This window comes from Streptomyces coeruleoprunus (assembly GCF_039542925.1).
Lineage (GTDB): Bacteria > Actinomycetota > Actinomycetes > Streptomycetales > Streptomycetaceae > Streptomyces > Streptomyces coeruleoprunus.
In genome coordinates, this window is record NZ_BAABIT010000001.1 from 5045310 (window position 1) to 5072059 (window position 26750).

The following is a 26750-nucleotide window of genomic DNA, read 5'->3' on the forward strand; positions in this document are numbered from 1 at the left end:
GCATGCCAGGAAACAAGGCGTTCTCCGTCTCCCGGTACGCCCCCGAGCGCGGGGGCGTGTGGGCCAGCCTCACCGCCCGCGACTCCCTCGTGCGCAGGCTCGACTGGCCGCTGCTGTTCTCGGCCCTCGCGCTGTCGCTCGTCGGGTCGCTGCTCGTGTGGTCCGCGACCCGCAACCGCACCGAGCTGAACCAGGGCGACCCGTACTCGTTCTTCTTCAAGCACCTGCTCAACACCGGCATCGGCGTCGCCCTGATGATCGGCACGATCTGGCTCGGCCACCGCACGCTGCGCGGCGCCGTCCCGGTCCTCTACGGCATCTCCGTCGTGCTGGTGCTGCTGGTGCTCACACCGCTCGGCGCCACCATCAACGGCGCCCACGCGTGGATCGTGCTCGGCGGCGGCTTCTCCCTCCAGCCGTCCGAGTTCGTCAAGGTCACGATCATCCTGTCCATGGCGATGATGCTCGCCGCCCGCGTCGACGCGGGCGACCAGCTCCATCCCGACCACCGCACCGTCGCGAAGTCGCTGATCCTCGCGGTCGTCCCCATGGCCATCGTCATGCTGATGCCGGACCTCGGGTCCGTCATGGTGATGGTCGTGATCGTCCTCGGCGTGCTCCTCGCCTCCGGCGCGTCCAACCGCTGGATCTTCGGCCTGATCGGCACGGGCATCGCCGGCGCCGTCCTGGTCGCGGCGCTCGGCGTCCTCGACGAGTACCAGCTCAACCGCTTCGCCGCCTTCGCCAACCCGGAACTCGACCCGGCCGGCGTCGGCTACAACACCAACCAGGCCCGTATCGCCATCGGCTCCGGCGGCCTCTACGGCGCCGGACTGTTCAACGGCCACCAGACCACCGGCCAGTTCGTCCCCGAGCAGCAGACGGACTTCATCTTCACCGTCGCCGGGGAGGAGCTCGGCTTCCTCGGCGCCGGCACGATCATCGCGCTCCTCGGGGTCGTCATGTGGCGCGCCTGCCGGATCGCCCGCGAGACGACCGAGCTGTACGGCACGATCGTCGCCGCCGGGATCATCGCCTGGTTCGCGTTCCAGTCCTTCGAGAACATCGGCATGACCCTGGGGATCATGCCCGTCGCCGGGCTTCCGCTGCCGTTCGTCTCCTACGGCGGATCCTCCATGTTCGCCGTGTGGGTGGCGATCGGCCTGCTCCAGTCCATCCGCGTGCAACGACCCATAACGGCATAAGGGGACCGTGCACTAGATTCGGTTCATGGCGGATACGAAACGCGAGATCGAGCGGAAGTACGAAGCCACCACCGACACCCGGCTGCCGGACCTCACCCGGGTCCGCGGCGTCTCGGCCGTCGTCGAGGCGGGCGCCGCGGACCTCGACGCGGTCTACCACGACACCCCGGACCTGCGCCTCGCCGCCCACGCGATCACCCTGCGCCGCCGCACCGGCGGCGGCGACGAGGGCTGGCACCTCAAGCTGCCCGTCGCCCCCGGCATACGGGACGAGATCAGCGCCCCCCTCGCCGACGAGGTCCCGCGGAAGCTGGCCGGGCTCGTCCGCGCCAGAACCCGCGGCGACGCCCTCGTCCCCCTGGTGCGGCTGCGCTCCGCACGCGACGTGCGCCACCTCGTCGACGGCGACGGCACCGTCCTCGCCGAGCTGAGCACCGACACCGTCCACGCCGAACGCCTCACCGGCGGCGGGACCAGCGCCGAGTGGACCGAGATCGAGGTCGAGCTGGCCGACGGGGCCGACCCCGCCCTCCTCGACGCCGTCGACAAGAGGCTCCGCAAGGCCGGCATCCGCCCCGCCGCCGCGCCCTCCAAACTCGCCCGCGCCCTCACCGGGACCGGCACCCCGCCGCCCGCCCCGCCCACCCCGGCGGACCGCACGGCCGGCGACCACGTCCTCGCCCACCTCCGCGCCCAGGTCGACGCGCTGCTCACGTACGACGCCGCCGTACGCCGCGACCAGCCCGACGCCGTCCACCAGATGCGCGTCGCCACCCGCCGGCTGCGCAGCGCCTTCCGCTCGTACCGGAAGGTCCTCGACCGCGACGTGACCGACCCCCTCGCCGGCGAACTCAAATGGGTCGCCGCCGAACTCGGTGTCGAACGCGACCAGGAGGTCCTCACCGAGCGGCTGCGGACGGCCCTCGACGGCGTCCCCCGCACCCTCCTCCTCGGCCCCGTGCGCGCCCGGCACCGCCGCTGGGCCACCGCCCGCCGCGCCGGGTCCCGCGGCCGCACCCTGAAGCTCCTCGACAGCGGCCGCTACCTGGCCCTCCTCGACGGACTCGACGCCCTCCTCGCCGACCCGCCCCTGCGCCCCGCCGCCGGGAAGGACCCGGCCGGCGTGCTGGCCAAGGCCGTCCTGAAGGACCACGCCCGGCTGGCCGACCGCGTCGACCGGGCCCTCTCCCTGCCGCCGGGGCCCGAGCGGGACGTCGCCCTCCACGAGGCCCGCAAGGCCGCCAAGCGCGCCCGGTACGCCGCCGAGGCCGCCCGGCCGGCCCTGGGCAAGCCCGCGAAGCGCTTCGCCAAGCGGGTCAAGGCCGTGCAGAAGATCCTCGGCGACCACCAGGACAGCGTCGTCGCCCGTGAAAGCCTGCGGAACCTCGCGATCCAGTCCCACGCCGCCGGCGAGTCCGCCTTCGTCTGGGGCCTCCTGTACGGCAGGGAGGAGGCCGCGGCCGCCGCCCGCGAGCGTGAGCTGCCGGACGTATGGGCGAAGGTGTCGGTCCGGGGCCTGGAACGGTGACCGGGCGGGGGCGGCGCGCGAGCGGGTTACGCTAGAGAGTCGCCCCCTGCCAGGCCCACGAAGGTTTCAGATGTCCGAGTCGGTCTTTCCACAGCTCGAAGCTCTTCTCCCGCACGTGCAGAAGCCCATCCAGTACGTCGGCGGTGAACTCAACTCCACCGTCAAGCCCTGGGAGTCCTGCGACGTGCGCTGGGCGCTCATGTACCCGGACGCGTACGAGGTCGGTCTGCCCAACCAGGGCGTCATGATCCTCTACGAGGTACTGAACGAGCGCGAGGGCGTCCTCGCCGAGCGCACGTACAGCGTGTGGCCGGACCTGGAAGCGCTGATGCGCGAGCAGGGCGTGCCGCAGTTCACGGTGGACAGCCACCGGCCCGTGAAGGCGTTCGACGTCTTCGGCCTCAGCTTCTCCACCGAGCTGGGCTACACCAACATGCTCACGGCCCTGGACCTGGCCGGCATCCCGCTGGAGGCGCGCGAGCGCACGATCGACGACCCGATCGTCCTCGCGGGTGGCCACGCGGCCTTCAACCCCGAGCCGATCGCGGACTTCATCGACTGCGCCGTCATCGGCGACGGCGAGCAGGCCGTCCTGGAGATCACCGACATCATCCGCGCCTGGAAGGCCGAGGGCCGCCCGGGCGGCCGCGAGGAGCTGCTGTTCCGGCTCGCCCGCACCGGCGGCGTGTACGTCCCCGGCTTCTACGACGTCGAGTACCTGCCCGACGGCCGTATCGCCCGTGTCGTGCCCAACAAGTCGGGCGTGCCGTGGCGCGTCTCCAAGCACACCGTCATGGACCTCGACGAGTGGCCCTACCCGAAGCAGCCGCTGGTCCCGCTCGCGGAGACCGTCCACGAGCGGATGTCCGTCGAGATCTTCCGCGGCTGCACCCGCGGCTGCCGTTTCTGCCAGGCCGGCATGATCACGCGCCCCGTGCGGGAGCGAAGCATCACCGGCATCGGCGAGATGGTGGAGAAGGGCCTCAAGGCCACCGGCTTCGAGGAGGTCGGCCTCCTCTCCCTGTCCTCCGCGGACCACTCCGAGATCGGTGACATCGCCAAGGGCCTCGCCGACCGGTACGAGGACGACAAGATCGGCCTGTCCCTCCCCTCCACCCGCGTCGACGCGTTCAACGTCGACCTGGCCAACGAGCTGACCCGCAACGGCCGCCGGTCCGGCCTCACCTTCGCCCCCGAGGGCGGCTCCGAGCGCATGCGCAAGGTCATCAACAAGATGGTCTCGGAGGAGGACCTGATCCGGACCGTCGCCACCGCGTACGGCAACGGCTGGCGTCAGGTGAAGCTGTACTTCATGTGCGGCCTGCCCACCGAGACCGACGACGACGTGCTCCAGATCGCCGACATGGCGGCCAACGTCATCGCCAAGGGCCGCGAGGTGTCGAGGTCCAACGACATCCGCTGCACGGTGTCGATCGGCGGCTTCGTGCCCAAGCCGCACACCCCCTTCCAGTGGGCGCCGCAGCTCTCCGCCGAGGAGACCGACGCCCGCCTGGAGAAGCTCCGCGACAAGATCCGCGGCGACAAGAAGTACGGCCGCTCCATCGGCTTCCGCTACCACGACGGCAAGCCCGGCATCGTCGAGGGCCTGCTCTCGCGCGGTGACCGCCGCGTCGGCGCGGTCATCCGCGCGGTGTACGAGGACGGCGGCCGCTTCGACGGCTGGCGCGAGCACTTCTCGTACGACCGGTGGATGGAGTGCGCCGAGAAGACGCTGCCCGAGTTCGGCGTGGACGTCGACTGGTACACCACCCGCGAGCGCACCTACGAGGAAGTCCTGCCCTGGGACCACCTGGACTCCGGCCTCGACAAGGACTGGCTCTGGGAGGACTGGCAGGACGCGCTCGACGAGACCGAGGTCGAGGACTGCCGCTGGACGCCGTGCTTCGACTGCGGTGTCTGCCCGCAGATGGACACGCACATCCAGATCGGCCCCACCGGCAAGAAGCTGCTGCCGCTCACGGTGAAGCAGCCCGCCGCGAAGTAGCCGCGTAACGTCCGCGCAACGGCCTGGCCCGGGGGAAACCCCAGGCCAGGCCGTTGCGTCATGTCTGGCATGGACCTGGACAAGCGCCCGCAGGGGGCAGGTGAGGGCTGCCTGACGGCCGCCGTCAGGATTCCGGTACGCCTCGTCGTACTGATCGTCGTCGTCCCCGTACGGATGCTGTGGGACGCGCTCGTCGTCTGCGCCCGTGCCCTGCACCGCTCGGTGCTGCGCCCGCTGGGCCGCGTGCTGTTCGTGATTCCGCTCACCTGGCTGTGGCGGTGGGTGCTCGTCCCGGTCGGCCGCGGGGTGGCGTGGCTCGTCACGTACGGGCTGGTCACGCCGGCCGTGTGGGTGTGGCGGCAGGTGCTGACCCCGCTGGGGCGGGGCGTGGCGTGGCTCGCCGGAACCCTTGTCACGTACCTCGTGGTGAAGCCCGCGGTGTGGGTGTGGCGGTGGGTCCTCGTGCCCCTGGGGCGGGGCGCGGCGTGGCTGGTCACGTATCTGCTGGTGAAGCCGGTCGTGTGGCTGGTCACGTACCTGGTCGTGAAGCCGGCGGTGTGGCTGTGGGAGCGGGTGCTCGTGCCCGTGGGGCGGGGCCTTGTGTGGCTGGTCACGTACCTGGTGGTGAAGCCGGTCGTGTGGCTCGTCACGTACCTGGTCGTGAAGCCCGCGCAGTGGGTGTGGCGCTGGGTGTTCGTGCCGGTCGGGCGTGCCGTCGCCTTCGTCGCGCGGGAGATCGGCGACGCGTTCGCGGTCGCCTGGCGCGTGGCGGGCCACGTGTCGCGGGCCGTCGGGCGGGCGCTGAAGTGGGTGGCCCGGCAGCTGGTCGGGCGCCCGGTCGCCTGGGTCTACCGCACCGTGTGCACGCCCGTGGGGCACTGGGTGCGCGACGCCGTGTGGCGGCCGGTCCGCGCGGCGCTCGCCACGGCCCGCGACACGGTGCGACGCGCCCGCCGCGAGGCCTGGCGCGCCCTGGTCGGCGGGGGCCCCGCCGTACGGCCCCGGGAACCCCAGGTGGCACCGGCGCGTACCCTGGGTAGTACAACGACCGCTCCTGGCGCGGCGCCCGCACCCGAGATCTCCCCGCGAAAGCGGGGGTGAACCGCGTGGGCCCCCCGGGGGCCCGCCCGCATTTGGTGGGCGGCGCGCCACCGCGCCCGCCCCGCACCGAGGAGAAGAACCACTGGGCAAGCGACAGCCCGAAGGCCCGCCGCCCGCACCGGCGGTGCAGCGCATCCGACTGCGCTACACCAAGCGCGGCCGCCTCCGGTTCACCAGCCACCGCGACTTCCAGCGCGCGTTCGAGCGGGCGCTGCGCCGCGCCGACGTGCCCATGGCGTACTCGGCGGGCTTCACCCCGCACCCGAAGGTGTCGTACGCCAACGCCGCCCCGACGGGGACGGGATCCGAGGCGGAGTACCTGGAGATCGCCCTCACCGAGCACCGCGACCCGGACCTGCTCCGCAAGCTGCTCGACGAGTCCCTGCCGGACGGGCTCGACATCATCGACGCCGTAGAGGCCCGTACGTCGGGTCTCGCCGACCGGCTCACCGCGTCCGTGTGGGAGCTGCGGCTCGACGGCGTGGAGCTCGCGGAGGCGGAGAACGCCGTCGCCCGCTTCCTCGCCGCCGGTACGGTCGAGGTGCAGCGCAGGACCAAGAACGGGATGCGGACCTTCGACGCCCGCGCCGCCGTGTCGGACCTCGAGGCCGTCGCCGTCCCCGCTGATAGGCCCGCGGACGGCCCCTGTGCGATACTGCGGCTGGTTGTTCGGCACGTGACACCTGCCGTACGGCCCGACGACGTCCTGTCCGGTCTCCGAGCTGTGGCCGACCTGGCGCCGCCGGTCCCCGCAGCGGTGACCAGGCTGGCGCAGGGGCTCTTCGACGAGGAGTCCGGCACGGTGACCGACCCGCTCGCGCCCGACCGCGAGGCAGTCACGGCCGCCCCACCCAAGGCCGCCGGACCCGCCGTCGCGACGGCGCCGGAAGGTGCAGGTTCCGCGTAGGAACGGTCGTCGTAGCGCGGCCCTGGTACTCGGGAGCCACCTGGGTCGGGCCGCGTACAGACACAGGAGACTTTCGCCAGGCCGTGCGTAGAAGGCGTACGGAACCGGCGAGCCAGACATCAGCTCCCGTGCGGCGCCCGCGCCCCGGACGGCGCCCCCGCGTATCGCGGTGAGGCGGCCGGATCGGACCAGGCGCGGCGCCCGGGAGCGTGACGGGAGAACCGCCCGCATGCTCGAGCCGAACGAGACCGGCACCGCCGGTACCAGCGAAGAGAACAACAACAGCCCCAGCGACACGCTGCCGCCGCGCCGCCGTCGCCGCGCCGCGTCCCGCCCCGCCGGCCCGCCGGTCACGGCGGAGACCGCCGCCGAGACGGCCGCCGCACCGGCGGAGGCCGCCGCGCCCGCCGCCGAGGCGACCGCCGAGGCCGCCCCGGCCCGTACGCGTCGTCGCGCCACCCGCAAGGCGACCACGCCCGCCCCGGCCGCCGCCGAGGCCGTGGAGGCCCCGGCCGTGTCCGCCGCGGAGGCGCCCGCCGAGGAAGCCGCTCCGGCGCGTCCGCGCCGCCGTGCCACGCGCAAGGCGACCGCGCCCGCCGCCGAGCCGGTCGAGGCCGCGCAGCCCGTGGCCGAGGAGCCGCAGGCCGCCGCTCCGGCCGCCGAGGCCCCGGAGGCCGCCGCCCCGGCCCGTACGCGTCGTCGCGCCACGCGCAAGGCGACCGCGCCCGCCGTCGAGACGGCCCCGGCTGCCGAGACCATCCCCGTCGTCGAGCCGCTCGAGCCCGCGCAGCCGGTCGCCGAGACCGCCGCTCCGGGCGGCGAGGCCACGGAGCCCGTCGCCCCGGCCCGCACGCGCCGCCGTGCCACGCGCAAGGCGACCGCGCCCGCCGTCGAGACGGCCCCCGCCGCCGAGCCGGTCGAGGCCGCGCCGCCCGTGGCCGAGGAGCCGCAGGCCGCCGCTCCGGCCGCCGAGGCCCCGGAGGCCGCCGCCCCGGCCCGTACGCGCCGCCGCGCCACCCGCAAGACCGCCGCGCCGGTCCCGCAGGAGGAGCCGGAGACCGTCGAGGCCGGCGAGTCGCTGCCTGCCGACACCGTGGCGCAGATCACCGCCGAGGAGTCCGGCGCCGCCGTCGCGGCCGCCGAGCAGGCCGCCTCCCGCGGCCGTACGCGCCGTCGCGTGACGTCCCCGCAGTTCACCGCCGAGCCCGGGCAGGCCGCCGAGCCGTCCCGTGGCCGCCGGCCCGCACGGCCCGCCGTGCCGGTCTTCCAGGCGCCGGTGTTCACCGAGCCGATGTTCCAGACCCCGGAGACCGCCGCCGCGATGGCCGCGGCCGAGGCCGCGCAGGCCGCCGAGGCCGCCGAGGAGGAGACGGAAGAGGCCGTCGAGGCCGTGGAGACCGTCCAGGCTCCCGAGGCCGTCGCCGAGCGCGCCGAGACCGGTGGCCGCCGTCGTCGCCGCCGTCGTGGCGAGCCGGTGGAGCCCGTCGAGGCCCCGGAGCCCGTGGAGGCGGAGACCGAGGCGGAGGAGGCCGAAGCCGAGGCCGAGGCCGCCGAGGGCGAGGAGCACGACGAGTTCGAGGAGCGCCCGTCGCGCCGTCGTCGCCGGGGTGGCCGTCGCCGCCGCCGGGGCGAGGCCGCCGAGGCGGAGGAGGCCGAGGAGGGCGCCGAGGGCGAGGCCGAGGAGGCCGAGTACCAGGCCGAGGCCGAGGCCGAGGCCGAGGGCGAGGAGGAGCCGGAGGCCGGTGAGGACGGCACCCCGTCCGCCGCCGGCACCAGCAGCTCGCGCCGCCGCCGTCGCCGTCGCCGTCGCAGCGGTGACCTGGCCGCCGAGGCCGAGACGACCGAGGAGGACGGCGTCCGCACGGTCGTGAAGGTCCGTGAGCCGCGCGCCCTGCGGGAAAAGGGCGCGGAGCCGTCCGACGAGGTGCAGTCCATCAAGGGCTCGACGCGTCTGGAGGCGAAGAAGCAGCGCCGCCGCGAGGGCCGCGAGCAGGGCCGCCGCCGCGTGCCGATCATCACCGAGGCCGAGTTCCTGGCCCGCCGCGAGGCCGTCGAGCGCGTCATGGTCGTCCGCCAGAACGGCGACCGCACGCAGATCGGCGTCCTCGAGGACAACGTGCTCGTCGAGCACTACGTCAACAAGGAGCAGGCGACCTCGTACGTCGGCAACGTCTACCTGGGCAAGGTCCAGAACGTGCTGCCGTCGATGGAGGCCGCGTTCGTCGACATCGGCAAGGGCCGCAACGCCGTCCTGTACGCCGGAGAGGTCAACTTCGAGGCGCTCGGCATGGCCAACGGCCCGCGCCGCATCGAGACCGCGCTCAAGTCCGGCCAGTCCGTCCTCGTCCAGGTGACGAAGGACCCGATCGGCCACAAGGGCGCCCGCCTGACCAGCCAGGTCTCGCTGCCCGGCCGCTACCTGGTGTACGTGCCCGAGGGCTCGATGACCGGTATCAGCCGCAAGCTGCCCGACACCGAGCGCGCCCGGCTGAAGACCATCCTCAAGAAGATCGTCCCCGAGGACGCGGGCGTCATCGTGCGCACCGCCGCCGAGGGCGCGAGCGAGGACGAGCTGCGCCGTGACGTCGAGCGTCTGCAGGCGCAGTGGGAGGAGATCCAGAAGAAGGCGAAGAACGGCAACGCCCCGACGCTCCTCTACGGTGAGCCGGACATGACCGTCCGGGTCGTCCGCGACATCTTCAACGAGGACTTCTCGAAGGTCATCGTCAGCGGCGACGAGGCGTGGGAGACCATCCACGGCTACGTGTCGCACGTCGCGCCCGACCTGGCCGACCGGCTCCAGCGCTGGACGTCCGAGGTCGACGTCTTCGCCACCTACCGGATCGACGAGCAGCTGATGAAGGCGCTGGACCGCAAGGTCTGGCTGCCGTCCGGTGGTTCGCTGGTGATCGACAAGACCGAGGCCATGGTCGTGGTCGACGTCAACACCGGCAAGTTCACCGGCCAGGGCGGCAACCTCGAGGAGACCGTCACCAGGAACAACCTGGAGGCGGCCGAGGAGATCGTGCGCCAGCTGCGCCTGCGCGACCTGGGCGGCATCGTCGTCATCGACTTCATCGACATGGTGCTGGAGTCCAACCGGGACCTGGTGCTGCGGCGTCTGCTGGAGTGCCTGGGCCGGGACCGGACGAAGCACCAGGTCGCCGAGGTGACCTCGCTGGGCCTGGTCCAGATGACCCGCAAGCGGGTGGGCCAGGGCCTGCTGGAGTCGTTCTCCGAGACCTGCGTCCACTGCAACGGGCGCGGCGTGATCGTCCACATGGAGCAGCCGTCCACCACGGGCGGTGGCGGCAAGCGCGCCCGCAAGCGCGGTCGCGGCGCCGAGCAGCCGCACGAGCACGTCGAGGCGGTCGAGACCGTGGAGGCCCCCGCGGAGGAGGCCGAGACGGAGGCCGAGGTCGCCGCCGAGGCGGCCGCCCCGGCCGCGCTGCCCGCGCCCGCCTTCGCCCCGGACGAGGAGCTGTACTCCAGCGCCGCCGAGGCCGAGGCCGCCGCCACGCGTGGCCGTGGCCGCCGCCGGGCCACCCGCCGGGTGTCCGCGCCCGTCGCCGAGGCCGCCCCGGTGGCCGAGGCGCAGCCGGCGCCCGCAGTGGAGGCCCCGGCGGCCGCCGCTGAGGCCGCCGAGGTCACCGTGGCCCCCGAGGCCGCGGCGCCCGTCCAGGCCGAGCCGGAGGCTCCGGAGGTCACCGTGGCGCCCGAGGCGCCCGTCGCGGAGCCGGCCCCGCAGGGCCGTACGCGTCGCCGGGCGACCCGTAAGGCGTCCGCGCCCGCGGGTCCGCCGAAGGCCGCGGCCGAGGCCGTCGCCGTGGTCGTGCCCGCCGAGCCGAAGGCCGCCGAGCCCGAGGCCGAGCCGGTGCCCGCCGAGCAGCCGGAGACCCCGGCGCCCGCCGAGCAGCCGGAGACCCCGGCGCCCGCCGCCGAGGCCCCGGCCGCCGAGGCGCCCGCCCCCGTGGCGGCCCCGCCGAGGGCGCGCCGCCGGGTCGTGCGCAAGGTCACCGCTCCGGCCGGTTCCCCCGCGGGTGCCACCGAGGCCGCGGTCGTCGTCGTGACCAACGCCACGGCCGCCGCCGAGCAGCCGGCCGCGCCGGAGGGCGAGGCGCCGGAGTCCGCGGAGGCCCCGGAGGAGGCACCGGCCAAGAAGACGGCTCGCAAGACCGCCAAGAAGGCCACCGCGAAGAAGGCCGCCACCAAGAAGACGGCGGCCAAGAAGACCGCGGCGAAGAAGACGACCGCCAAGAAGGCCACGGCCACCAAGGCCACGGCCGCCAGGACGACGGCGAAGAAGACCGCCGCCGCCGAGCAGTCGTCGCTGCCCTCCGTGACGGCGCCCACCGAGAGCTGAACGCTCGGTGAGCATCCCGAAAATGATCTGTGTCCCGTCTCGCATTACCGCGGGGCGGGACACGGGTTTTGTTTCGCAATCGATGCCTCGGGCCCTTAACGGCCCAGAAATTGACTGAGTCATTCCTGATAATGTGACGCCGGTCGATGCCGTCCGCCGGTTCCCCACCGGAACCATCGGACGGTGACCGACTCGGTCCGGGCCAGACCGGTTCCGGCATTCCTCGGTAGGGCGTCGGCATCGCGCCGGAGGGGTTGCGCACGCTCTCGACGAGACGGACGAGACGTTCGACATCCCTGACCTCTGCCATATAGAGCTCTTGCGGTGTTCAAGGAGGACGTCCATGCCGAGCGTCAACGAGCAGCCCATCCCCGCTGCCCGTCCGGTCATCGGTGAAGAAGAGATCGAGGCGGCGGTCCGCGTACTGCGCAGCGGCCGTGTCGTACAGGGCCCCGAGGTGGCCGCGTTCGAGGAGAGCTTCGCCGAGCTGGTCGACGGCCGTCACTGCGTCGCCGTCAACTCCGGCACCTCCGCGCTGCACCTCCTTCTGATGGCACTGAACATCGGCCCGGGTGACGAGGTCATCGTCCCCTCCTTCTCCTTCGCCGCGTCCGCGAACGCCATCCGCCTCGTCGGTGCCGACGCGATCTTCGTCGACATCGAGCCGGACAGCTTCTGCATCGACCCGGCCGCGGTCGAGGCCGCGATCACCCCGCGCACCGTCGCGATCATGCCGGTGCACCTGTACGGCCACCCGGCCGCGATGGACAAGATCATGGCCATCGCCGACAAGCACAAGCTGGCCGTCGTCGAGGACGCCTGCCAGGCCCACGCCGCGGCCCTGAACGGCACCCCGGTCGGCGCGTTCGGCGCCGGCGGCACCTTCAGCTTCTACCCGACGAAGAACATGCACTCGCTCGAGGGCGGCATGATCTCCGTCGCGGACGCCGAGATCGCCCGCACCCTGCGCCTGCTGCGCAACCAGGGCATGGAGCAGCGGTACGCCAACGAGATCGTCGGCGCCAACATGCGCATGACCGACGTGGCCGCCGCCGTGGGCCGCGTGCAGCTGTCGAAGCTGAACGGCTGGACCGAGCAGCGCATCGCCAACGCCGCGTACCTCACGGAGCACATCTCCGCGCCGAACGTCGTGACCCCCGCGGTCGCCGAGGGCGCGCGCCACATCTACCACCAGTACACGATCCGCGTCAGCGGCGACCGCGACGCCGCCATGGCGAAGCTCACCGAGGCGGGCGTCGGCAACGCCGTGTACTACCCGACGCCGATCCACCGCCTGAAGCCGTACTGGGAGCCGGACCAGAAGGCCGGCCGCAACTGGGACCTGCCGGAGACCGAGAAGGCCGCCGCCGAGGTCGTCTCGCTGCCCGTCCACCCGTCGCTGTCCCAGAACGACCTGGAGCGGATCGTCACCGCCGTGAACGCGCTGGGAGAGAACCTGTGACCGCCACTGGAACGCTGCGGGCCGGCCTCATCGGCCTCGGCTCGATGGGACGCCACCACGCCCGCGTGCTCGCCGGTCTCGAGGGCGTGCAGCTCGTCGGTGTCGTCGACCCGATGGGCGACAAGAACGGCTGGGCGCAGGGCGCGCCCGTGCTGTCGACCGTCGAGGAGCTGCTGGCCCTCGGCATCGACTACGCCGTCGTCGCCTGCCCCACCGCACTGCACGAGGAGGTCGGCCTCAAGCTGGCCGAGGCCGGTGTGTGCGCGCTCATCGAGAAGCCCGTCGCGGACACCGTCGAGGGCGCCCGCCGCCTCGTCGAGGCCTTCGAGTCGCGCGACCTGGTCGCCGGCGTCGGCCACATCGAGCGCTGCAACCCGGCGCTGCGCTCCCTGCGCGCCCGCCTGGAGGCCGGCGAGCTGGGCGACGTGTACCAGGTCGTCACGCGCCGCCAGGGCCCGTTCCCGCACCGCATCGCCGACGTCGGCGTGGTCAAGGACCTCGCGACGCACGACATCGACCTCACCGGCTGGGTGACCGGCCAGCCGTACACGTCGATCGCCGCCCACACGGTGTCGAAGTCCGGCCGCCCGCACGAGGACATGGTCTCCGCCGTCGGCCAGCTCTCCGACGGCACGATGGTCAGCCACCTCGTCAACTGGCTGAGCCCGCTCAAGGAGCGCTTCACGTCCGTCACCGGTGAGCGCGGCTGCTTCATCGCCGACACCCTCACCGCCGACCTGACGTTCTACTCGAACGCGGCCGTCGCCACCGAGTGGGAGGCGCTGCGCGCCTTCCGCGGCGTCGCCGAGGGCGACATGGTGCGCTACGCGATCCCGAAGCGCGAGCCGCTCCTCGTGGAGCACGAGCTGTTCCGCGACGCGGTCCTGGGCAAGTCCGACGACATCTGCACGCTGCGCCAGGGCCTGCGGACCGTCGAGGTCGCCGCGGCGGTGCTGCGCTCGGCCGCCCAGGGTGAAACCGTCCGGCTCGACGGCGCCGCATAGGGGTAGGGGCAGGATCCCTTTGACCAGACCTGATGTCACCGTCGTCGTGGCGGTCTACAACACGATGCCGTACCTGACGGAGTGCCTGAACTCCCTCGTCAAGCAGAGCATCGGCAAGGACCGCCTGGAGATCGTGGCCGTCGACGACGGCTCGACCGACGACAGCGGCCGGGAACTCGACCGCTTCGCGGAGCGGTACCCCGGTGTCGTGAAGGTGATCCACCAGGCCAACTCCGGTGGCCCGGCTGCTCCCAGCAACCGGGCCCTGGAGGTCGCCACCGGCCGGTACGTGTACTTCATCGGCTCCGACGACTACCTCGGTGAGGAAGCGCTGGAGCGGATGGTGAAGTGCGCCGACAAGCACGACTCCGACATCGTCGTCGGCAAGATGGTCGGCACCAACGGCCGTTACGTCCACCAGGCGCTCTACAAGAAGAGCGACCCCGACATCAGCCTGTACGACTCGGCGCTGCCGTTCACGCTGGCCAACACCAAGCTGTTCCGGCGCGACCTGGTCGAGCAGTACAAGCTGCGGTTCCCCGAGGACATGCCGGTCGGCTCGGACCAGCCGTTCACCATCGAGGCGTGCGTCCGGGCCCGGAAGATCTCCGTCCTCGCGGACTACACCTACTACTACGCGGTGAAGCGCGGCGACGCGTCCAACATCACGTACCGCGCGAACCACCTCGCCCGGCTGCGCTGCGCCGAGCGGATCATGGAGTTCGCCGCCGGGCTCATCGAGGCCGGCCCGCAGCGGGACGCCGTCCTGGAGCGCCACTTCACGTGGGAGCTGGCCAAGCTGATCCAGGACGACTTCCCGTCCCTGGACCGCGGCACGCGGGTCGAGATCTGCGCGGGCATCGCCCAGCTCGCCGACGCCTACTTCACCGAGGCGCTGCGCGACGCGATGGACGTCAAGCGGCGGGTGCGGATCGCGCTCGCCCAGCGCGGCGCCGTCGACCACCTCGTACGCGCCATCGAGGACGAGGCCGCGCACGGCGCCCCGCCGTTCCTCCTGGAGGACGGCCGCGCCTACCTGCGCTACCCCGGCTTCCGCGACCCCGCCCTCGGGCTGCCCGACCGGCTCTTCGAGGTGATCGGCGAAGCCGTGCCCAAGCAGCTCGCCGACGGCACCGGCCTGGTCTCGGCCGCCTGGGAGCAGGACGGCCACGACATGGCGGTCTCCCTCGCGGTCCACGTGCCCGTCACCGGGGAGACCGAATCGGCCTCCGTACGCCTCGCCCCCAAGGCGATGCCGAAGAGCGCCGACAAGCCCGGCGGCCGCCGGGTCCCCGTGGGCACCGAACTCCCCGCCCTCGCGGGGGACCTGCGCCGGGAGGCGTCGGCCGACGGCACCGGAACCGTGCTGCTCGCCCACATCCCGGTCCAGCCGACCCGGGCCAAGCTCGGCGTCCGCGCCTACGTGGATGTGGCAGGCTCGACGTACGAGATCCCGGTGAAGACTCAGGGGGTGCCGCTGCCCCTGGCGCGGCGCTGGCGCGAAAGGGTGCCGTACCGCATCTCCGCCAACGCCAACGCCAAGGGGCGGCTGGTCATCACCACGGCTCCGCTCTGGGAGCCCTCGCCCGGCGTGGGCATGCGACTGCGCCACATCCTGTCCCGTGTGAAGAGGAAACTGACCCGATGAACATCTGTGTAGTCGCGCTCGGCAAGATCGGCCTGCCGCTCGCCGTGCAGTTCGCCGACAAGGGCCACAAGGTCATCGGCGCCGACGTCAACGAGAAGGTCGTCGAGCTGGTCAACGCCGGCACCGAGCCCTTCCCCGGCGAGTACGACCTGGACGTCAAGCTGAAGAAGGCCGTCGACGCCGGCCTGCTCACCGCGACGACCGACACCGCCGCCGCCGTCGCCCAGTCCGAGGCCGTCGTGGTCGTCGTCCCGCTGTTCGTGGACGCCGAGGGCACGCCCGACTTCGGCTGGATGGACTCCGCCACGCAGGCCATCGCCAAGGGCCTGAAGCCCGGCACCCTCGTCTCGTACGAGACGACCCTCCCCGTCGGCACCACCCGCACCCGCTGGGCGCCGATGCTGGAGCGGGGCTCCGGCCTGACCGCCGGCAAGGACTTCCACCTGGTCTTCTCGCCGGAGCGCGTCCTCACCGGCCGCGTCTTCGCCGACCTGCGCCGCTACCCCAAGCTCGTCGGCGGCATCGACGAGGCGTCCACGCAGCGCGGTGTGGAGTTCTACGAGCAGGTCCTCGACTTCGACGAGCGCACCGACCTGCCGCAGCCGAACGGCGTGTGGGACCTCGGCACCGCCGAGGCGTCCGAGCTGGCCAAGCTCGCCGAGACCACCTACCGCGACGTCAACATCGGCCTGGCGAACCAGTTCGCCCGCTTCGCCGACAAGAACGACATCGACGTCAAGAAGGTCATCGAGGCCTGCAACTCGCAGCCCTACAGCCACATCCACCAGCCGGGCATCGCCGTCGGCGGCCACTGCATCCCGATCTACCCGCGGATGTACCTGTGGAACGACCCGGAGGCCACCGTCGTGCGCTCGGCCCGCGAGGCCAACGCCGCGATGCCCGAGTACGCCGTCGACCTGCTGGCCGCCGCCTACGGCGACCTGAAGGACGTCAACGTGCTGGTGCTCGGCGCCGCCTACCGCGGCGGCGTCAAGGAGACCGCGTTCTCCGGCGTCTTCCCGACCGTCGAGGCGCTCAAGGCGCGCGGCGCCGTCCCGTACGTCTCCGACCCGATGTACACGGACGAGGAGCTGGCCGCGCACGGCCTCACCCCGCACCAGGGCGAGACCGTCACCGCCGCGATCCTCCAGGCCGACCACGCCGAGTACCGCGAGCTGGCCGCCTCCGACCTGCCGGACGTGAAGGTCCTGGTCGACGGCCGCCGCACCACCGACCCGGCCCGCTGGGAGGGCGTCCGCCGCGTCGTCATCGGCGGCTGACCGGACGTCGCTCCGTAGCCACTGACTCAAGGCCCTGCCCCGCCCCCACAGGGTGGGGCAGGGCCGACCTGCAGGAGAGGGATCCCCATGACCTGGATGATCACCGGCGGCGCCGGATTCATCGGCTCGCACGTCGTGAAGGCGATGACCGACGGCGGCGAGCGCGTCGTCGTCGTCGACGACCTGAGCACCGGGCGCGCCGACCGGCTGCCCGCCGGTGTCCCGCTGGAGACCGGCACCGTCCTGGACCGGGACTTCCTCGACCGCGTCCTGCGCGAGCACGGCGTGACCGGCATCGTGCACATCGCGGGAAAGAAGCAGGTCGCCGAGTCCGTGGCGAAGCCGCTGTACTACTACCGCGAGAACGTGGAGGGCATGCGGGTCCTCCTGGACGCGGCCGTCGCCGTCGGAGTCACCCGCTTCCTGTTCTCCTCCTCGGCCGCCGTGTACGGCATGCCCGACGTCGACCTCGTCACCGAGAAGACGCCGTGCGCGCCCATCAACCCGTACGGCGAGACCAAGCTCGCGGGGGAGTGGATGGTGAGCGCCGTCGGCCGTACGCACGGCATGGCGACCGCCTCCCTGCGCTACTTCAACGTGGCCGGCGCGGCCACGCCGGAGCTGGCCGACGACGGCGTGTTCAACCTGGTCCCGATGGTCTTCGAGCGGCTCACCGCCGGTGAGGCGCCGCGGATCTTCGGCGACGACTACCCGACGCCGGACGGCACCTGCATCCGCGACTACATCCACGTCGAGGACATCGCCTCCGCGCACGTCGCCGCGGCCCGCCGGCTCGTCCAGGACCCGAAGGCGTCGCTGGTCCTCAACATCGGCCGCGGCGAGGGCGTCTCGGTCACGGAGATGGTCGGCATCATCAAGGACGTCACCGGTCACGGGGACGTCGTCCCCGAGGTCGCCCCGCGCCGCCCCGGCGACCCGGCCCGCGTCGTCGCCTCCGCGGAGCTCATCCACGAGGAGCTGGGCTGGACGGCCCACCACGGCATCCGCGCGATGGTCGGGTCGGCCTGGGCGGGCTGGCAGCTCCGCCACCCGGCCTGACCGTCCCACCGGCAACGCGAAGGGCCCCCGGTTTCCCGGGGGCCCTTCGTCATGGCGTCATGGCGCCGGAGCCGTGGCGGTCGCCCGCCGTCAGTTCCGCTCGCCGAGGAACAGCCGGTCGAACGCCTTGCTCACCACGGGCCAGTCCCACGCCGACAGGGCGTGCTCCGAGGCCAGCTTGCCGGCGTTCTGCCAGGCCTCCTCGGTGGCCGTGGTCTCCAGGATCCGCTGCGCAGCCTCCTGCGCGGAGCCGACGACCCAGCCCTCCGGGTAGAGGGTCCGGGCGCTGTTCGGCTTGCCCGCGTAGAACGGCCAGTCGCGGGAGACCGGGACGGCGGCGCTCGCCGCGCCCTCCATCAGGCCCACGTGGCAGCCCTCGCGGACCGACGACGACAGGATGACGCCGATGTCCGTCAGCGCGGACGGCACGTCGTCCGTCGGGCCCAGCTTCACCACGGCACCCGACTCGATGAGCGGAGCCAGCTCCTTGCGGAACTGCCGCAGGTAGTCGTGCGTGGCCTTGCTGGTCTTGGCGTTCATGTCGCCACCGACCAGCAGCAGCCGGTACCGCTCGTCGTGCTCGCGCACGCGCTTGAGCACGTCCACGGCCCACAGCGGGTCCTTGGCGACCTGGCTGATGCCGATGAGGCCCAGGTTGAACCGCGCCTCGTCCGACTTCGGCCGGGCGAAGCCCGACAGGTCCATCGCGTTGTCGATGATGTGCGCCCGGGGAGCGCCCTCCTCGCGCAGCTGCGGCACCAGCGACTCGACGAGGTCCTTCACGTGCGGGGCGACGTAGACCAGGTCGTCGATCCGCGAGAAGTCCGTCATGTGCGGCCAGCGCGTGAACGCCTCGTAGCTGTGCAGCCGCACCACGATCCGGGTCGTGCCCGGGTCGATCGTCGTCAGCATCGCCGCGGGGCCCACCGACCAGTCGAGGAACACGGTGTCCGCCCAGTCGAGGTACGGGCGGATCAGCCGCTCGACCTCTTCCTGGTAGTCGGTCGTCCCGCCCGCGATCCGGTCCTCCAGCATCCGGCGGCCCGCCCACGCGATCCGCTTGAGCGCCTTCTGCGAGGCCAGGTCGAGGAACCGCAGCTCCACGTCCGGGTGGTCGCCGTAGCGGTCCAGGATGTGGTGCAGGAAGTTGTCGTTGGCGCTGGTGGTGACCAGCAGCCGCAGCGGGCGGTCCTTCGGCGCCGGGGCCGCCGGAGTCTTCCGGCCCTGCGGACGGCCCAGTGCCTGCATCGCCGGCGAACGGTAGAGCGGCTTCACGAAGCCCTCCGCGTCCTTGGCGAGCGGCGAGGACAGCTGGTCGATGTGCAGCACCCGGTGGAACGCCAGGAACAGCGCACGGTCCAGCGCCCCGGCCGCCTTGGCGTGGTCCCCGGCCGCGAACCGCTCGTCGGCGTGCGTCAGATGCGCCGAGACGGCCTTGCCCAGGTCACGCGGGCTGATGCCCTTCGACAGCTCCTTGCTGACCGCCTCGTCCAGGAGCATCGCCTTGAGGCCCTGGTCCGAGATCTTCGACGCCGCCGCGGCCAGCGCTATGGCGGCACCGCTCGTCCGGCCGGCCCACTGCATGCCCTCCGCCACGTAACGGGACGTGGCGATACGCGCCTTCGTGGGCACACCGGGCGCCGTGACCGCCGTACGCCACATACGGGCGCCGACGGCGGAACGCATCACGGGGCGGGCGGTGGCGTGGCGCATCACCGCGGCCGGCAGCCCGTCCACCGAGCGCTTCACATCACGGGTGATGACCTCCAGCGGCGGCAGCACACCGCGCTGCCCGCCCGCCGTGCCCCGCTCCTTGACCCGCGCGACGGCCTTGAGGGCCGGCGCGATGCCGAAGTGGGCCTCGGTGATGCGGTAGTGCTGCGCGAGCCGCCACACCGTGTACACCGCGCCCGGGTCGAGCGCCACGAGGACGTCCGCGCGGCGGGCCTGCTGGCGCAGCCAGCCGTCCCGCTTCGACTGCAGCCACACCCGCATGCCCAGCGGCGACTTGCTCGCCTTGCGGCGCACCGCGGAGGAGCGGTACGCCAGGCTGCGCGGCAGCTGGTGCATGCCGTCCAGCTCGATGACGGCCAGCTCCTCGGCGTTGGACTCCAGGTGGAACGTGCCGCCCAGGAACGTCTGCGCACCCTGCGCGCGGAACTTGCGCACCGAGTCTTTGAACACGCCCAGCTGGGGCTTGGCGCTGGCGATGAACAGGACGCGGGTCACAGGGACGATCCTCCGGCGACGGTCGGGCTGTCGGTGCGCGAGGCCTCGGTGATCTCGTCGACCAGGTTCTTCACGGCGACGGTCATCAGCGCCTCGCGGGTGAACTGGTCGGCGTGCGCCATGGCCTCCGCGTGGACCTCGTCGCTCGTCTCGACGGCCATGTGGGCGGCCTTGACGAACGACTCGGTGAGCTTCTCCGCGTCGATGCCGACGGCGCCCGTCCACAGCGGGTGCCCCTCCAGCACGTTGGAGGCGTCGTGCTCGACGACGTGCGCCGAGACGATCGGCAGGCCGGTCGCCATGTACTCGTACACCTTGCCGGACGTCACGTAGCGGCCGCCGATCAGGATGAGGACCATCGCGTCCCACCCGGCGTATATCGACGCGACCTCGGCCTTGGCGGCCGGGCCGCCGAAGAACACCCCGTCGGCCTCGGCCTGCTTGAGGATCTCGGCGTGCCGGTTGGCCTCGCGGCCCGAGCCGTTGCCGATGTGACCGCGCACCTCGAAACGGGCGTTGGCGAGCAGCGGCTCCTTCGCGCGGGCCTCCTTCCACGCGTCGAGCACCGTTTCCAGGTGCTGCGCGGTGAAGTTGACCGTGCCGAGGTAGCCGAAGACCAGACCCTTCTCCGGGTCCGACTTGCGGGGGACGCCCGGCGAGCTGTCCGCGTCGTAGCCGTTGCGCACCACGTGGACGCGGTCGGCGAAGTCCGGGTACCGCTTGCGGTAGTGCTCCGCGATCGGGTCGTTGACCACCCACAGCGACACCGCGTGGTCCAGGATCTTCTGCTCCCAGCGGCCCTCGGCGGAGTCGCGCGAGAACGCCTCGACGCCGTCGATGACATCGATGGACCAGCCGTCGCGGAAGTCCACCGCGTACGGGACCTTCGCCTCCTCCCACAGCTTCCACGCCGCGGCGAGGTTGACGTAGGGGACGCAGCTGGCCAGCAGCAGATCCGCCGGGTGCTCCCGGTGGACCTTCAGGACGGCCTGCTCCAGATCCTCGCGCCACTCACCGAAGTTGGGCTCCGGGAAGGGCTTCATCTGGCGGCGGCGAAGCTGCGCGACCCACCCGTTCGGGTTGAGGGCGCGGGCCTCGTCGTAGAGACAGATGTCCGTCTCCAGGTCCTCGCGGACGAGCGGGAGTTCGACGATCTTGACCTTCGGGTCGACCTGGTCCAGCAGGGTGAGGTCGACGCCGGAGTCCCGCTCCCACGACTCCTGCGCGATGGTGACGACCGTGACGTCCCAGCCCTGGTTGATGAACTGGTTCGCGGTCTCGCGCATGCGGTACGCACAGCTCTTGGCAGCCGGCGGGAACCCGATGGCGAGGTAGATCACATGGGGCCGTGCGCCCGACGCGGGCAGCCCGGATCCAGGAGACGCTGACGCTGACATAACCGGTGACGCTAGCACGGTGACGTGTACGGGTTGGGACCGCTAGATGACGGCCCGTCCCCGGTCACACCTCACGCGTGCCGGCGGCCTCCCTTCCACTCTTCCATGATCCGGACAACGTTCTGGGCGGCCCGGCCGTCACCGTACGGAGTGCCCGGGTCGGCCGTCGGCACCGGGCGGGTGACCGTGGCGGCCCACTCGTCGGCGGACAGCGTGTGCGGGTCGGGAACAAGGACGTTCCAGCCCGTCTCCACGGTTTCGACCCACTCCGTCTCGGGACGGATGGTGGTGGTGATGCGCTGGAGGAGGAACGCCTCCTTCTGCAGGCCGCCGGAGTCGGTGACGACACCGGTGGAGGCCAGGACGGCGGCGACGAGACCGGCGTACGGCAGCGGGCGGCCGACGTGGACCGAGCCCTTGGCCAGCTCGATGCCGTGCTCCTTGGCGCGGGCGACCAGGCGCGGGTGGGCGAGCAGCGCGACCGGCACCGGCAGGCCCGCCAGCGAGTCGACGATCGCCGCGAGGCGCTCGGGGTCGTCCGTGTTGTCCGGCCGGTGGATCGTGGCCAGCAGGAACGGCTTCTCGGGGTCGATGCCCTCGGGCAGCGCCGGGGCGGGGTGCTCGCCGGCGAGGACGGCGTCACGGATGCGCAGGCAGATGTCGACCATGACGTCGCCCGCGAGGACGGCACGCTCCTTCAGGCCCTCGTCGGCGAGGTGGCGCATGGCCTCCTCGGTCGGCGCGAGCAGCACGTCGGCGCAGTGGTCGGTCAGCACGCGGTTGTGCTCCTCCGGCATGCGCCGGTTGAAGGAGCGCAGGCCGGCCTCCAGGTGCGCGACCGGCAGGTGCATCTTCACCGCCGACAGGGCGCCGGCGATGGTGGAGTTGGTGTCGCCGTAGACGAGCACCCAGTCCGGCTTCTCCCGCTCCAGGACCGGGTCGAGGGCGGAGAGCACCGCGCCGGTCTGCACGCCGTGGCTGCCGGAGCCGACGCCGAGGTGGACGTCCGGGTCAGGGATGCCGAGGCCGTCGAAGAAGACGTCGGAGAGGTCCGCGTCGTAGTGCTGTCCGGTGTGCACGATGAAGTGCTCGTGCTCCGTCTCGGCGAACGCGGCCGCGATGGGGGCGAGCTTCACCAATTGGGGACGGGCGCCGACGATGCTGATGACTTTCACTGAGCACTCTTCTTCTGTGGGTCAGATCGATGAGGGAGACGTGCGGGAGCCATCGTAGGCAATGGCCGGGACGCCCCCGCCCACGCCCTTGGGCGGAGGCCGGGCCGGGAGAGGCCCAGCTGCCGTGGTCAGAAAGCCGCGGGTCCCTCTCCGCGCGTACGCGAGAGTCCATAACGATTCCGTGAACGGGCCTGCGAAGGAGTGACGCGCGACACTCGCCGGACGTCCGGGGGCCGCCTCCCGGGCGCCCGGGAGTGCCCTTCAGGGCCGTTGTCCCGGGACCGTGGATCACCTGCCAAAATGCTAGCGTCGAGCAGTCTTGAACCGGTCAGGGAAGGTCGGCGGTGAGCCATGGCGGTGTGGTCCGCACGGAAGGCCAAGCGTCCAGGAGACGGCCCGGCACCCCGGGGTGCCGCCCTGGCCCCGGTGGTCGACCCCTCCGTTCCCCCGACGACCGGCTGGCTGGTGCGCGGCAAGGACGGCAGGCTCACGGCGTACGCCCCGGTCACCGAGGGCGTGCTGCGCTGGACCGAGACGCGGGTCGGCGGACCTGAGTGGTCGGGGCCGGTGCACATCCCGGCACCCGGCGTGCTGCCGTACCTCTCCATAGCCCAGGGCGCGGACGGCTACGTCCACCTGGTGGGTCTGCGTCGCACGGCGGACTCGGCCGAGGTCGTGTACGCGCTGCAGTACCAGTCGGGTCTCGCCGTACGGGACTGGGTGGCGGTCGGCTCCCCGTACCCGGACAACCCCGAACTCTCCCGGCAGATCGGTGTCCCCTCCGCGATCGTGGACTCCACGAACTCGCTGCACGTCTTCGTCCGCAACGCGGGCGGCGGCATCTGCGGGCGCGCCCAGGTGGCGTCCGGCAAGTGGAACCGCTGGGCCGACCTGAAGGGCAGCGGCATCCTCGGCTCGATCTCCGCGTCGATCACGGCGGAGGGCCTGATGGAGCTGGCCGCGCCGACGGCGGACTGCCTGATGCGCTGGGACCAGGAGGCCGTGGGCGTGAAGTTCCGGCGGACCGAGGACATCCCGGCCCGGGTCGAGCCCTCGTCGCTCACCACCGAGCAGACCGGTGACGGCCGCCTCACCCACTTCTGGCACGACGCGAAGGACGGCACCGTCCAGGCCTGGCGTCCCGCCTCCCCGGCCTCCGCGGCCGTGGGCGCCGGCGCGGGCACGGGCCCGGTGGCCGCCCTGCGCACCCCGGTCGACGGCGTCGACTGCACGGTCCTGGCCCGCAGGGACGCCGCGACGGGCCGGCCGGCCATCGCCGCGTACCCGACGGAGGAGGAGTCCGCGGGCGCCGAGTGGACCCTCACGGGCGACCCCTGCGTGGGCGCCCCGGCGCTGGCCCTCGACGGCCGCGGCCGGGTGGTCCTGGCGGTCTTCGGCCAGGACGGCACGCTGCGCGTGGCCCGGCAGAAGGCCGAGCCGGGCCTGGCCCTGGAGGCCTGGACCCGCGCCTGAACGAGCCGCCTGCATGCGGAAGGCCGGCCCGGGCGGGTGCCAGGGCCGGCCTTCCGCGGGTCGTCGCTCAGACCGCGCGCTCGGTCAGGGCGCCGTCCTTCTCGTCGTACAGGGCACCGGTCTGCGGGCACTCCCACACGCCCGGCTCGCCGTCCCGCTCCACCAGCCGGACGCCGGCCCGGCCGACCCAGCCCGCCTGGCGTGCCGGGACACCCATGACCAGGGCGAAGTCCGGGACGTCCTTGGTCACGACGGAGCCCGCCGCGACCATCGCCCAGCGGCCGATCCGCACGGGCGCCACGCACACCGAGCGGGCGCCGACCGACGCGCCCTCGGCGACCTTCACGCCCACGGCCTCCCAGTCGCCGCCCCGCTTCTGCTTGCCCTCGGGGTCGACGGAGCGCGGGTTGTGGTCGTTGGTGAGGACCACGGCGGGGCCGATGAAGACCCCGTCCTCCAGCTCGGCGGGCTCGTAGACGAGCGCGTAGTTCTGGAGCTTGACGTTGTTGCCGATGCGCACGTCGGTGCCGACGTAGGCCCCGCGCCCGACGACGCAGCCCTCGCCGAGCCTGGCGCCCTCACGGATCTGCGCGAGCTCCCACACACTGCTGCCCGCGCCGATCTCGGCGGTGTCGGCGACCTGGGCGGTGGGCTGGACCCTGTAATTCACTGTGCTCTGCCTTCCGGCTTTCCGGTGTGCGTCTTCGCCCGGCGAGCATACGCGCCACCCGCCGGGCGGGGACCCGCGCAGTCGGCTCGCCACGATCCGGCACATGGGGCGGGCGCCGCGGGACGTACGAGAACGTCCCGCGGCGCCCGCCCGGCCGTCGCGTGGGGCGTCAGCGGCCGTCCGTGCGGACGTCGCCCGACCAGACCCAGTAGCCGGTGAGCGTGCCGGCCGCGATCCTGCACATGGGGCGGCCGTTGACGACGGCCCGCCGGTCGAAGGGCGCGTTGGAGTCATTGGCGAACTGCAGGGTCTTGATGCTGCCGGCGGTGCCGTCGGTGCCGAATCGATACGCCTTGATCGTCTTCCCCGCGGGGAACGTCAGGGTGCGCTGCGGCCGGTAGACCGTCGTCAGGTACTCACCGCGCAGGAAGGCGTTCGGCCACGCCTCGCCGATCCACCAGCCCGCGTACGCGCCCGCGCTGATCCGGTAGTAGACGCCACGGCCGTAGATGCGGCGGCGCATGCCGACCGGCGCCTGCGTGGCCCGCGAGAAGGAGATCTTCTTCGTGGCCAGCTGCGCGTCGTTCTTGGTCTTGTCCCAGGAGCCGTCGGGCTTCGTGTCGAACTTGTACAGCGTGTGCGTACCGCTCGCCAGCGCGATCGCCGAGCCCGTCCGCAGGAACGGCGACGGGAAGTCGTCCAGCAGCTGGTCCATCTGGTTGGCGAAGACCGGGCTGCCCGTCTGCCAGTGCAGCTGGCGCCACAGGTTGATGTGGTGCTGGTGGTACGTCGGCGCCGGGATGCGGTGCTGCTGGCAGTAGTACGAGTACCAGCGGACGTTGCGCAGCAGCGGGAAGTACCGCGAGATGGTGGTGCAGGAGCCGTCGTAGAGCTGGGCGGCGAGTTCGTTGCCGGTGGCGACGTAGTAGTCCCACAGGCCGAACATCGCGAAGATCATGCCGTTGTACGTGTAGTCGCCCGTGCCCGGCTGGGCGAAGGGGTACTCCTGGATCCAGAAGTAGCCCGAGCGGTCCTTGTTCACGACCCACGGCGTGCCGTCGTCGGCGCGCAGCAGCGACGCGAAGGCGCCGTCCGCCGCCGCGCGGTACAGGACGCGCTCGTCCTCGGTCAGCCCGTCCAGCTCGGCGAGCTGGATGAAGAGGCTGATCGCCTCGCCCTGGGCCATGCCCGAGTACCAGGGCGCCTTGTAGTCGACGCCCGAGTGCACCGCGTGCTTGTAGTCGAACGGGTACGGGAAGTACCAGGCGCCGCGCGCCTCGACGCGCTTCTCGATCAGCCGGTTCGCCTGGTCCTTGGCGCGCTTGAGGAACAGCGCCTTGCGGGTGGCGTCGCCCTCGATCCGGTAGCTGGTGATGCAGCCGAGGCCGAACTGGATCTGGCCCACGGGGTGGTCGTACCCGACGGTCCCACCGCCCGGGTAGTAGAGGTACACGCCGTCGGCGTTCAGGCGGTACGTGCCGGTGGACGGCGAGACGTTCTCCCACCGCGTCGGGCGGTCGCGCCACGGCCGCAGGTACTCCGGCAGGTCGGTGGCGAGGGTGAAGCCGCTCTTGTTGAACGTGAAAGGCAGCGTGGTCGGGACGTCCGCGGAGACCTCGCGCGGCACGGGCGTGCTGCGCGCGTAGGGGACCTGCCGGGAGGGAGCGGATACGTTTCCGCCCTCGAGCTGGTCCGGCAGCGGCGGCAGCGGCGGCTGCCCGTCGCCCGGGACCTCGGGAAGGCTCAGTGCCAGGGAGCGGGGTATGCGCGCGAACGGGTCCGGCGTCGGGTCGGAGAAGACCCCCGTGGCCACCGCGGTGAACGCGCCGCCCCCCACGACGGCCGCACCGGCGGCGGTGCCGCCCGCCAGTCGTATGAAACGTCTGCGGCCGACGTCGACACGCCTCTTTCCAGCCATGACAGAGCCCCCCCATAGGGTCCGATGAGATGGTGAGTGTGGATCTTATGTGAACCCTGTGGGTGCGAAGGGCCACCGACCCCGCTGACCAGGGACGATCACGACGAATACGGAGACTGCGGTGACCGGTGGGGCGGGAGGGGTGCCGGTTTGACCCGCTGCGGGGCGGAACGTAGTCTTGACCGTCGGCGTGTTTCCATGCGCGCCAACTCCTGAGCACCTTCCTCCCGGCCAGGTCGGGAGAGGCCGTTCCAACCATCCGGTTCAGTCGCGGGCCCCGGCCCGTGCGGGCGGCTGGCGTCAGGGGTTTCCGTAGCGAGTGAGAG

The 26750-nt window shown here is 72.3% G+C and carries 17 protein-coding genes; 12 read left to right on the top strand and 5 right to left on the bottom strand.

Annotated elements, in window-relative coordinates:
• Positions 1-2 precede the first annotated feature (2 nt).
• The 11 genes from rodA (at position 3) to galE (ending at position 17562) form a co-directional block, all read left to right on the top strand.
• On the top strand, positions 3-1205 hold the full coding sequence (gene rodA, locus ABEB09_RS22535) for a rod shape-determining protein RodA (protein WP_345691721.1): 1203 nt from the start codon (positions 3-5) through the stop codon (positions 1203-1205).
• Between the two features lie 25 nt (positions 1206-1230).
• A complete protein-coding gene (locus ABEB09_RS22540) occupies positions 1231-2733 on the top strand; it encodes a CYTH and CHAD domain-containing protein (RefSeq protein ID WP_345691722.1) in 1503 nt (500 codons plus the stop codon).
• Positions 2734-2803: 70 nt separating this feature from the next.
• On the top strand, positions 2804-4738 hold the full coding sequence (locus ABEB09_RS22545) for a TIGR03960 family B12-binding radical SAM protein (protein WP_345691723.1): 1935 nt from the start codon (positions 2804-2806) through the stop codon (positions 4736-4738).
• A 60-nt stretch (positions 4739-4798) separates the two neighbouring features.
• A complete protein-coding gene (locus ABEB09_RS22550) occupies positions 4799-5839 on the top strand; it encodes a hypothetical protein (protein ID WP_345691724.1) in 1041 nt (346 codons plus the stop codon).
• A 124-nt stretch (positions 5840-5963) separates the two neighbouring features.
• Positions 5964-6746 carry a TIGR03936 family radical SAM-associated protein gene (locus ABEB09_RS22555; protein ID WP_345691725.1) on the top strand — a complete coding sequence of 261 codons (783 nt, stop codon included), beginning with the start codon at positions 5964-5966 and terminating at the stop codon, positions 6744-6746.
• Between the two features lie 229 nt (positions 6747-6975).
• Positions 6976-11109: an Rne/Rng family ribonuclease gene (locus tag ABEB09_RS22560; RefSeq protein WP_345691726.1), complete on the top strand. Its 4134-nt coding sequence runs from the start codon at positions 6976-6978 to the stop codon at positions 11107-11109.
• A 343-nt stretch (positions 11110-11452) separates the two neighbouring features.
• Positions 11453-12571, top strand: coding sequence for a DegT/DnrJ/EryC1/StrS family aminotransferase (locus tag ABEB09_RS22565; protein WP_345691727.1), 1119 nt, complete (start codon positions 11453-11455; stop codon positions 12569-12571).
• Positions 12568-13575 (top strand): Gfo/Idh/MocA family protein, encoded by a 1008-nt coding sequence (locus ABEB09_RS22570; protein ID WP_345691728.1) that lies wholly within the window; start codon positions 12568-12570, stop codon positions 13573-13575. Before ABEB09_RS22565 ends, ABEB09_RS22570 begins: the two co-directional genes overlap by 4 nt.
• A gap of 19 nt (positions 13576-13594) precedes the next feature.
• Positions 13595-15223 carry a glycosyltransferase family 2 protein gene (locus tag ABEB09_RS22575; protein WP_345691729.1) on the top strand — a complete coding sequence of 543 codons (1629 nt, stop codon included), beginning with the start codon at positions 13595-13597 and terminating at the stop codon, positions 15221-15223.
• Positions 15220-16503, top strand: coding sequence for a nucleotide sugar dehydrogenase (locus tag ABEB09_RS22580; RefSeq protein WP_345691730.1), 1284 nt, complete (start codon positions 15220-15222; stop codon positions 16501-16503). The genes ABEB09_RS22575 and ABEB09_RS22580 overlap by 4 nt, the downstream gene beginning before the upstream one ends.
• A gap of 87 nt (positions 16504-16590) precedes the next feature.
• On the top strand, positions 16591-17562 hold the full coding sequence (gene galE, locus ABEB09_RS22585; protein ID WP_345691731.1) for a UDP-glucose 4-epimerase GalE: 972 nt from the start codon (positions 16591-16593) through the stop codon (positions 17560-17562).
• A 90-nt stretch (positions 17563-17652) separates the two neighbouring features.
• Here galE and ABEB09_RS22590 read toward each other — a convergent pair whose 3' ends face one another.
• From ABEB09_RS22590 to wecB, 3 genes are all read right to left on the bottom strand, one after another.
• A complete protein-coding gene (locus tag ABEB09_RS22590; protein ID WP_345691732.1) occupies positions 17653-19791 on the bottom strand; it encodes a glycosyltransferase family protein in 2139 nt (712 codons plus the stop codon).
• Positions 19788-21131, bottom strand: coding sequence for a glycosyltransferase (locus tag ABEB09_RS22595; RefSeq protein WP_345694044.1), 1344 nt, complete (start codon positions 21129-21131; stop codon positions 19788-19790). Before ABEB09_RS22595 ends, ABEB09_RS22590 begins: the two co-directional genes overlap by 4 nt.
• 128 nt (positions 21132-21259) lie before the next feature.
• Positions 21260-22363 carry a non-hydrolyzing UDP-N-acetylglucosamine 2-epimerase gene (gene wecB, locus ABEB09_RS22600; protein WP_345691733.1) on the bottom strand — a complete coding sequence of 368 codons (1104 nt, stop codon included), beginning with the start codon at positions 22361-22363 and terminating at the stop codon, positions 21260-21262.
• A 351-nt stretch (positions 22364-22714) separates the two neighbouring features.
• Between wecB and ABEB09_RS22605 the strand changes: the two genes are divergently transcribed.
• Positions 22715-23836 carry a PLL family lectin gene (locus ABEB09_RS22605; RefSeq protein ID WP_345691734.1) on the top strand — a complete coding sequence of 374 codons (1122 nt, stop codon included), beginning with the start codon at positions 22715-22717 and terminating at the stop codon, positions 23834-23836.
• Between the two features lie 67 nt (positions 23837-23903).
• Here the strand turns inward: ABEB09_RS22605 and ABEB09_RS22610 are convergent, their stop codons facing one another.
• Together ABEB09_RS22610 and ABEB09_RS22615 are read right to left on the bottom strand one after the other, a co-directional pair.
• Positions 23904-24506, bottom strand: coding sequence for an acyltransferase (locus tag ABEB09_RS22610; RefSeq protein ID WP_345691735.1), 603 nt, complete (start codon positions 24504-24506; stop codon positions 23904-23906).
• A 169-nt stretch (positions 24507-24675) separates the two neighbouring features.
• Complete coding sequence (locus ABEB09_RS22615; protein ID WP_345691736.1) at positions 24676-26424, bottom strand: D-glucuronyl C5-epimerase family protein; 1749 nt, start codon at positions 26422-26424, stop codon at positions 24676-24678.
• Positions 26425-26750: the final 326 nt, after the last annotated feature.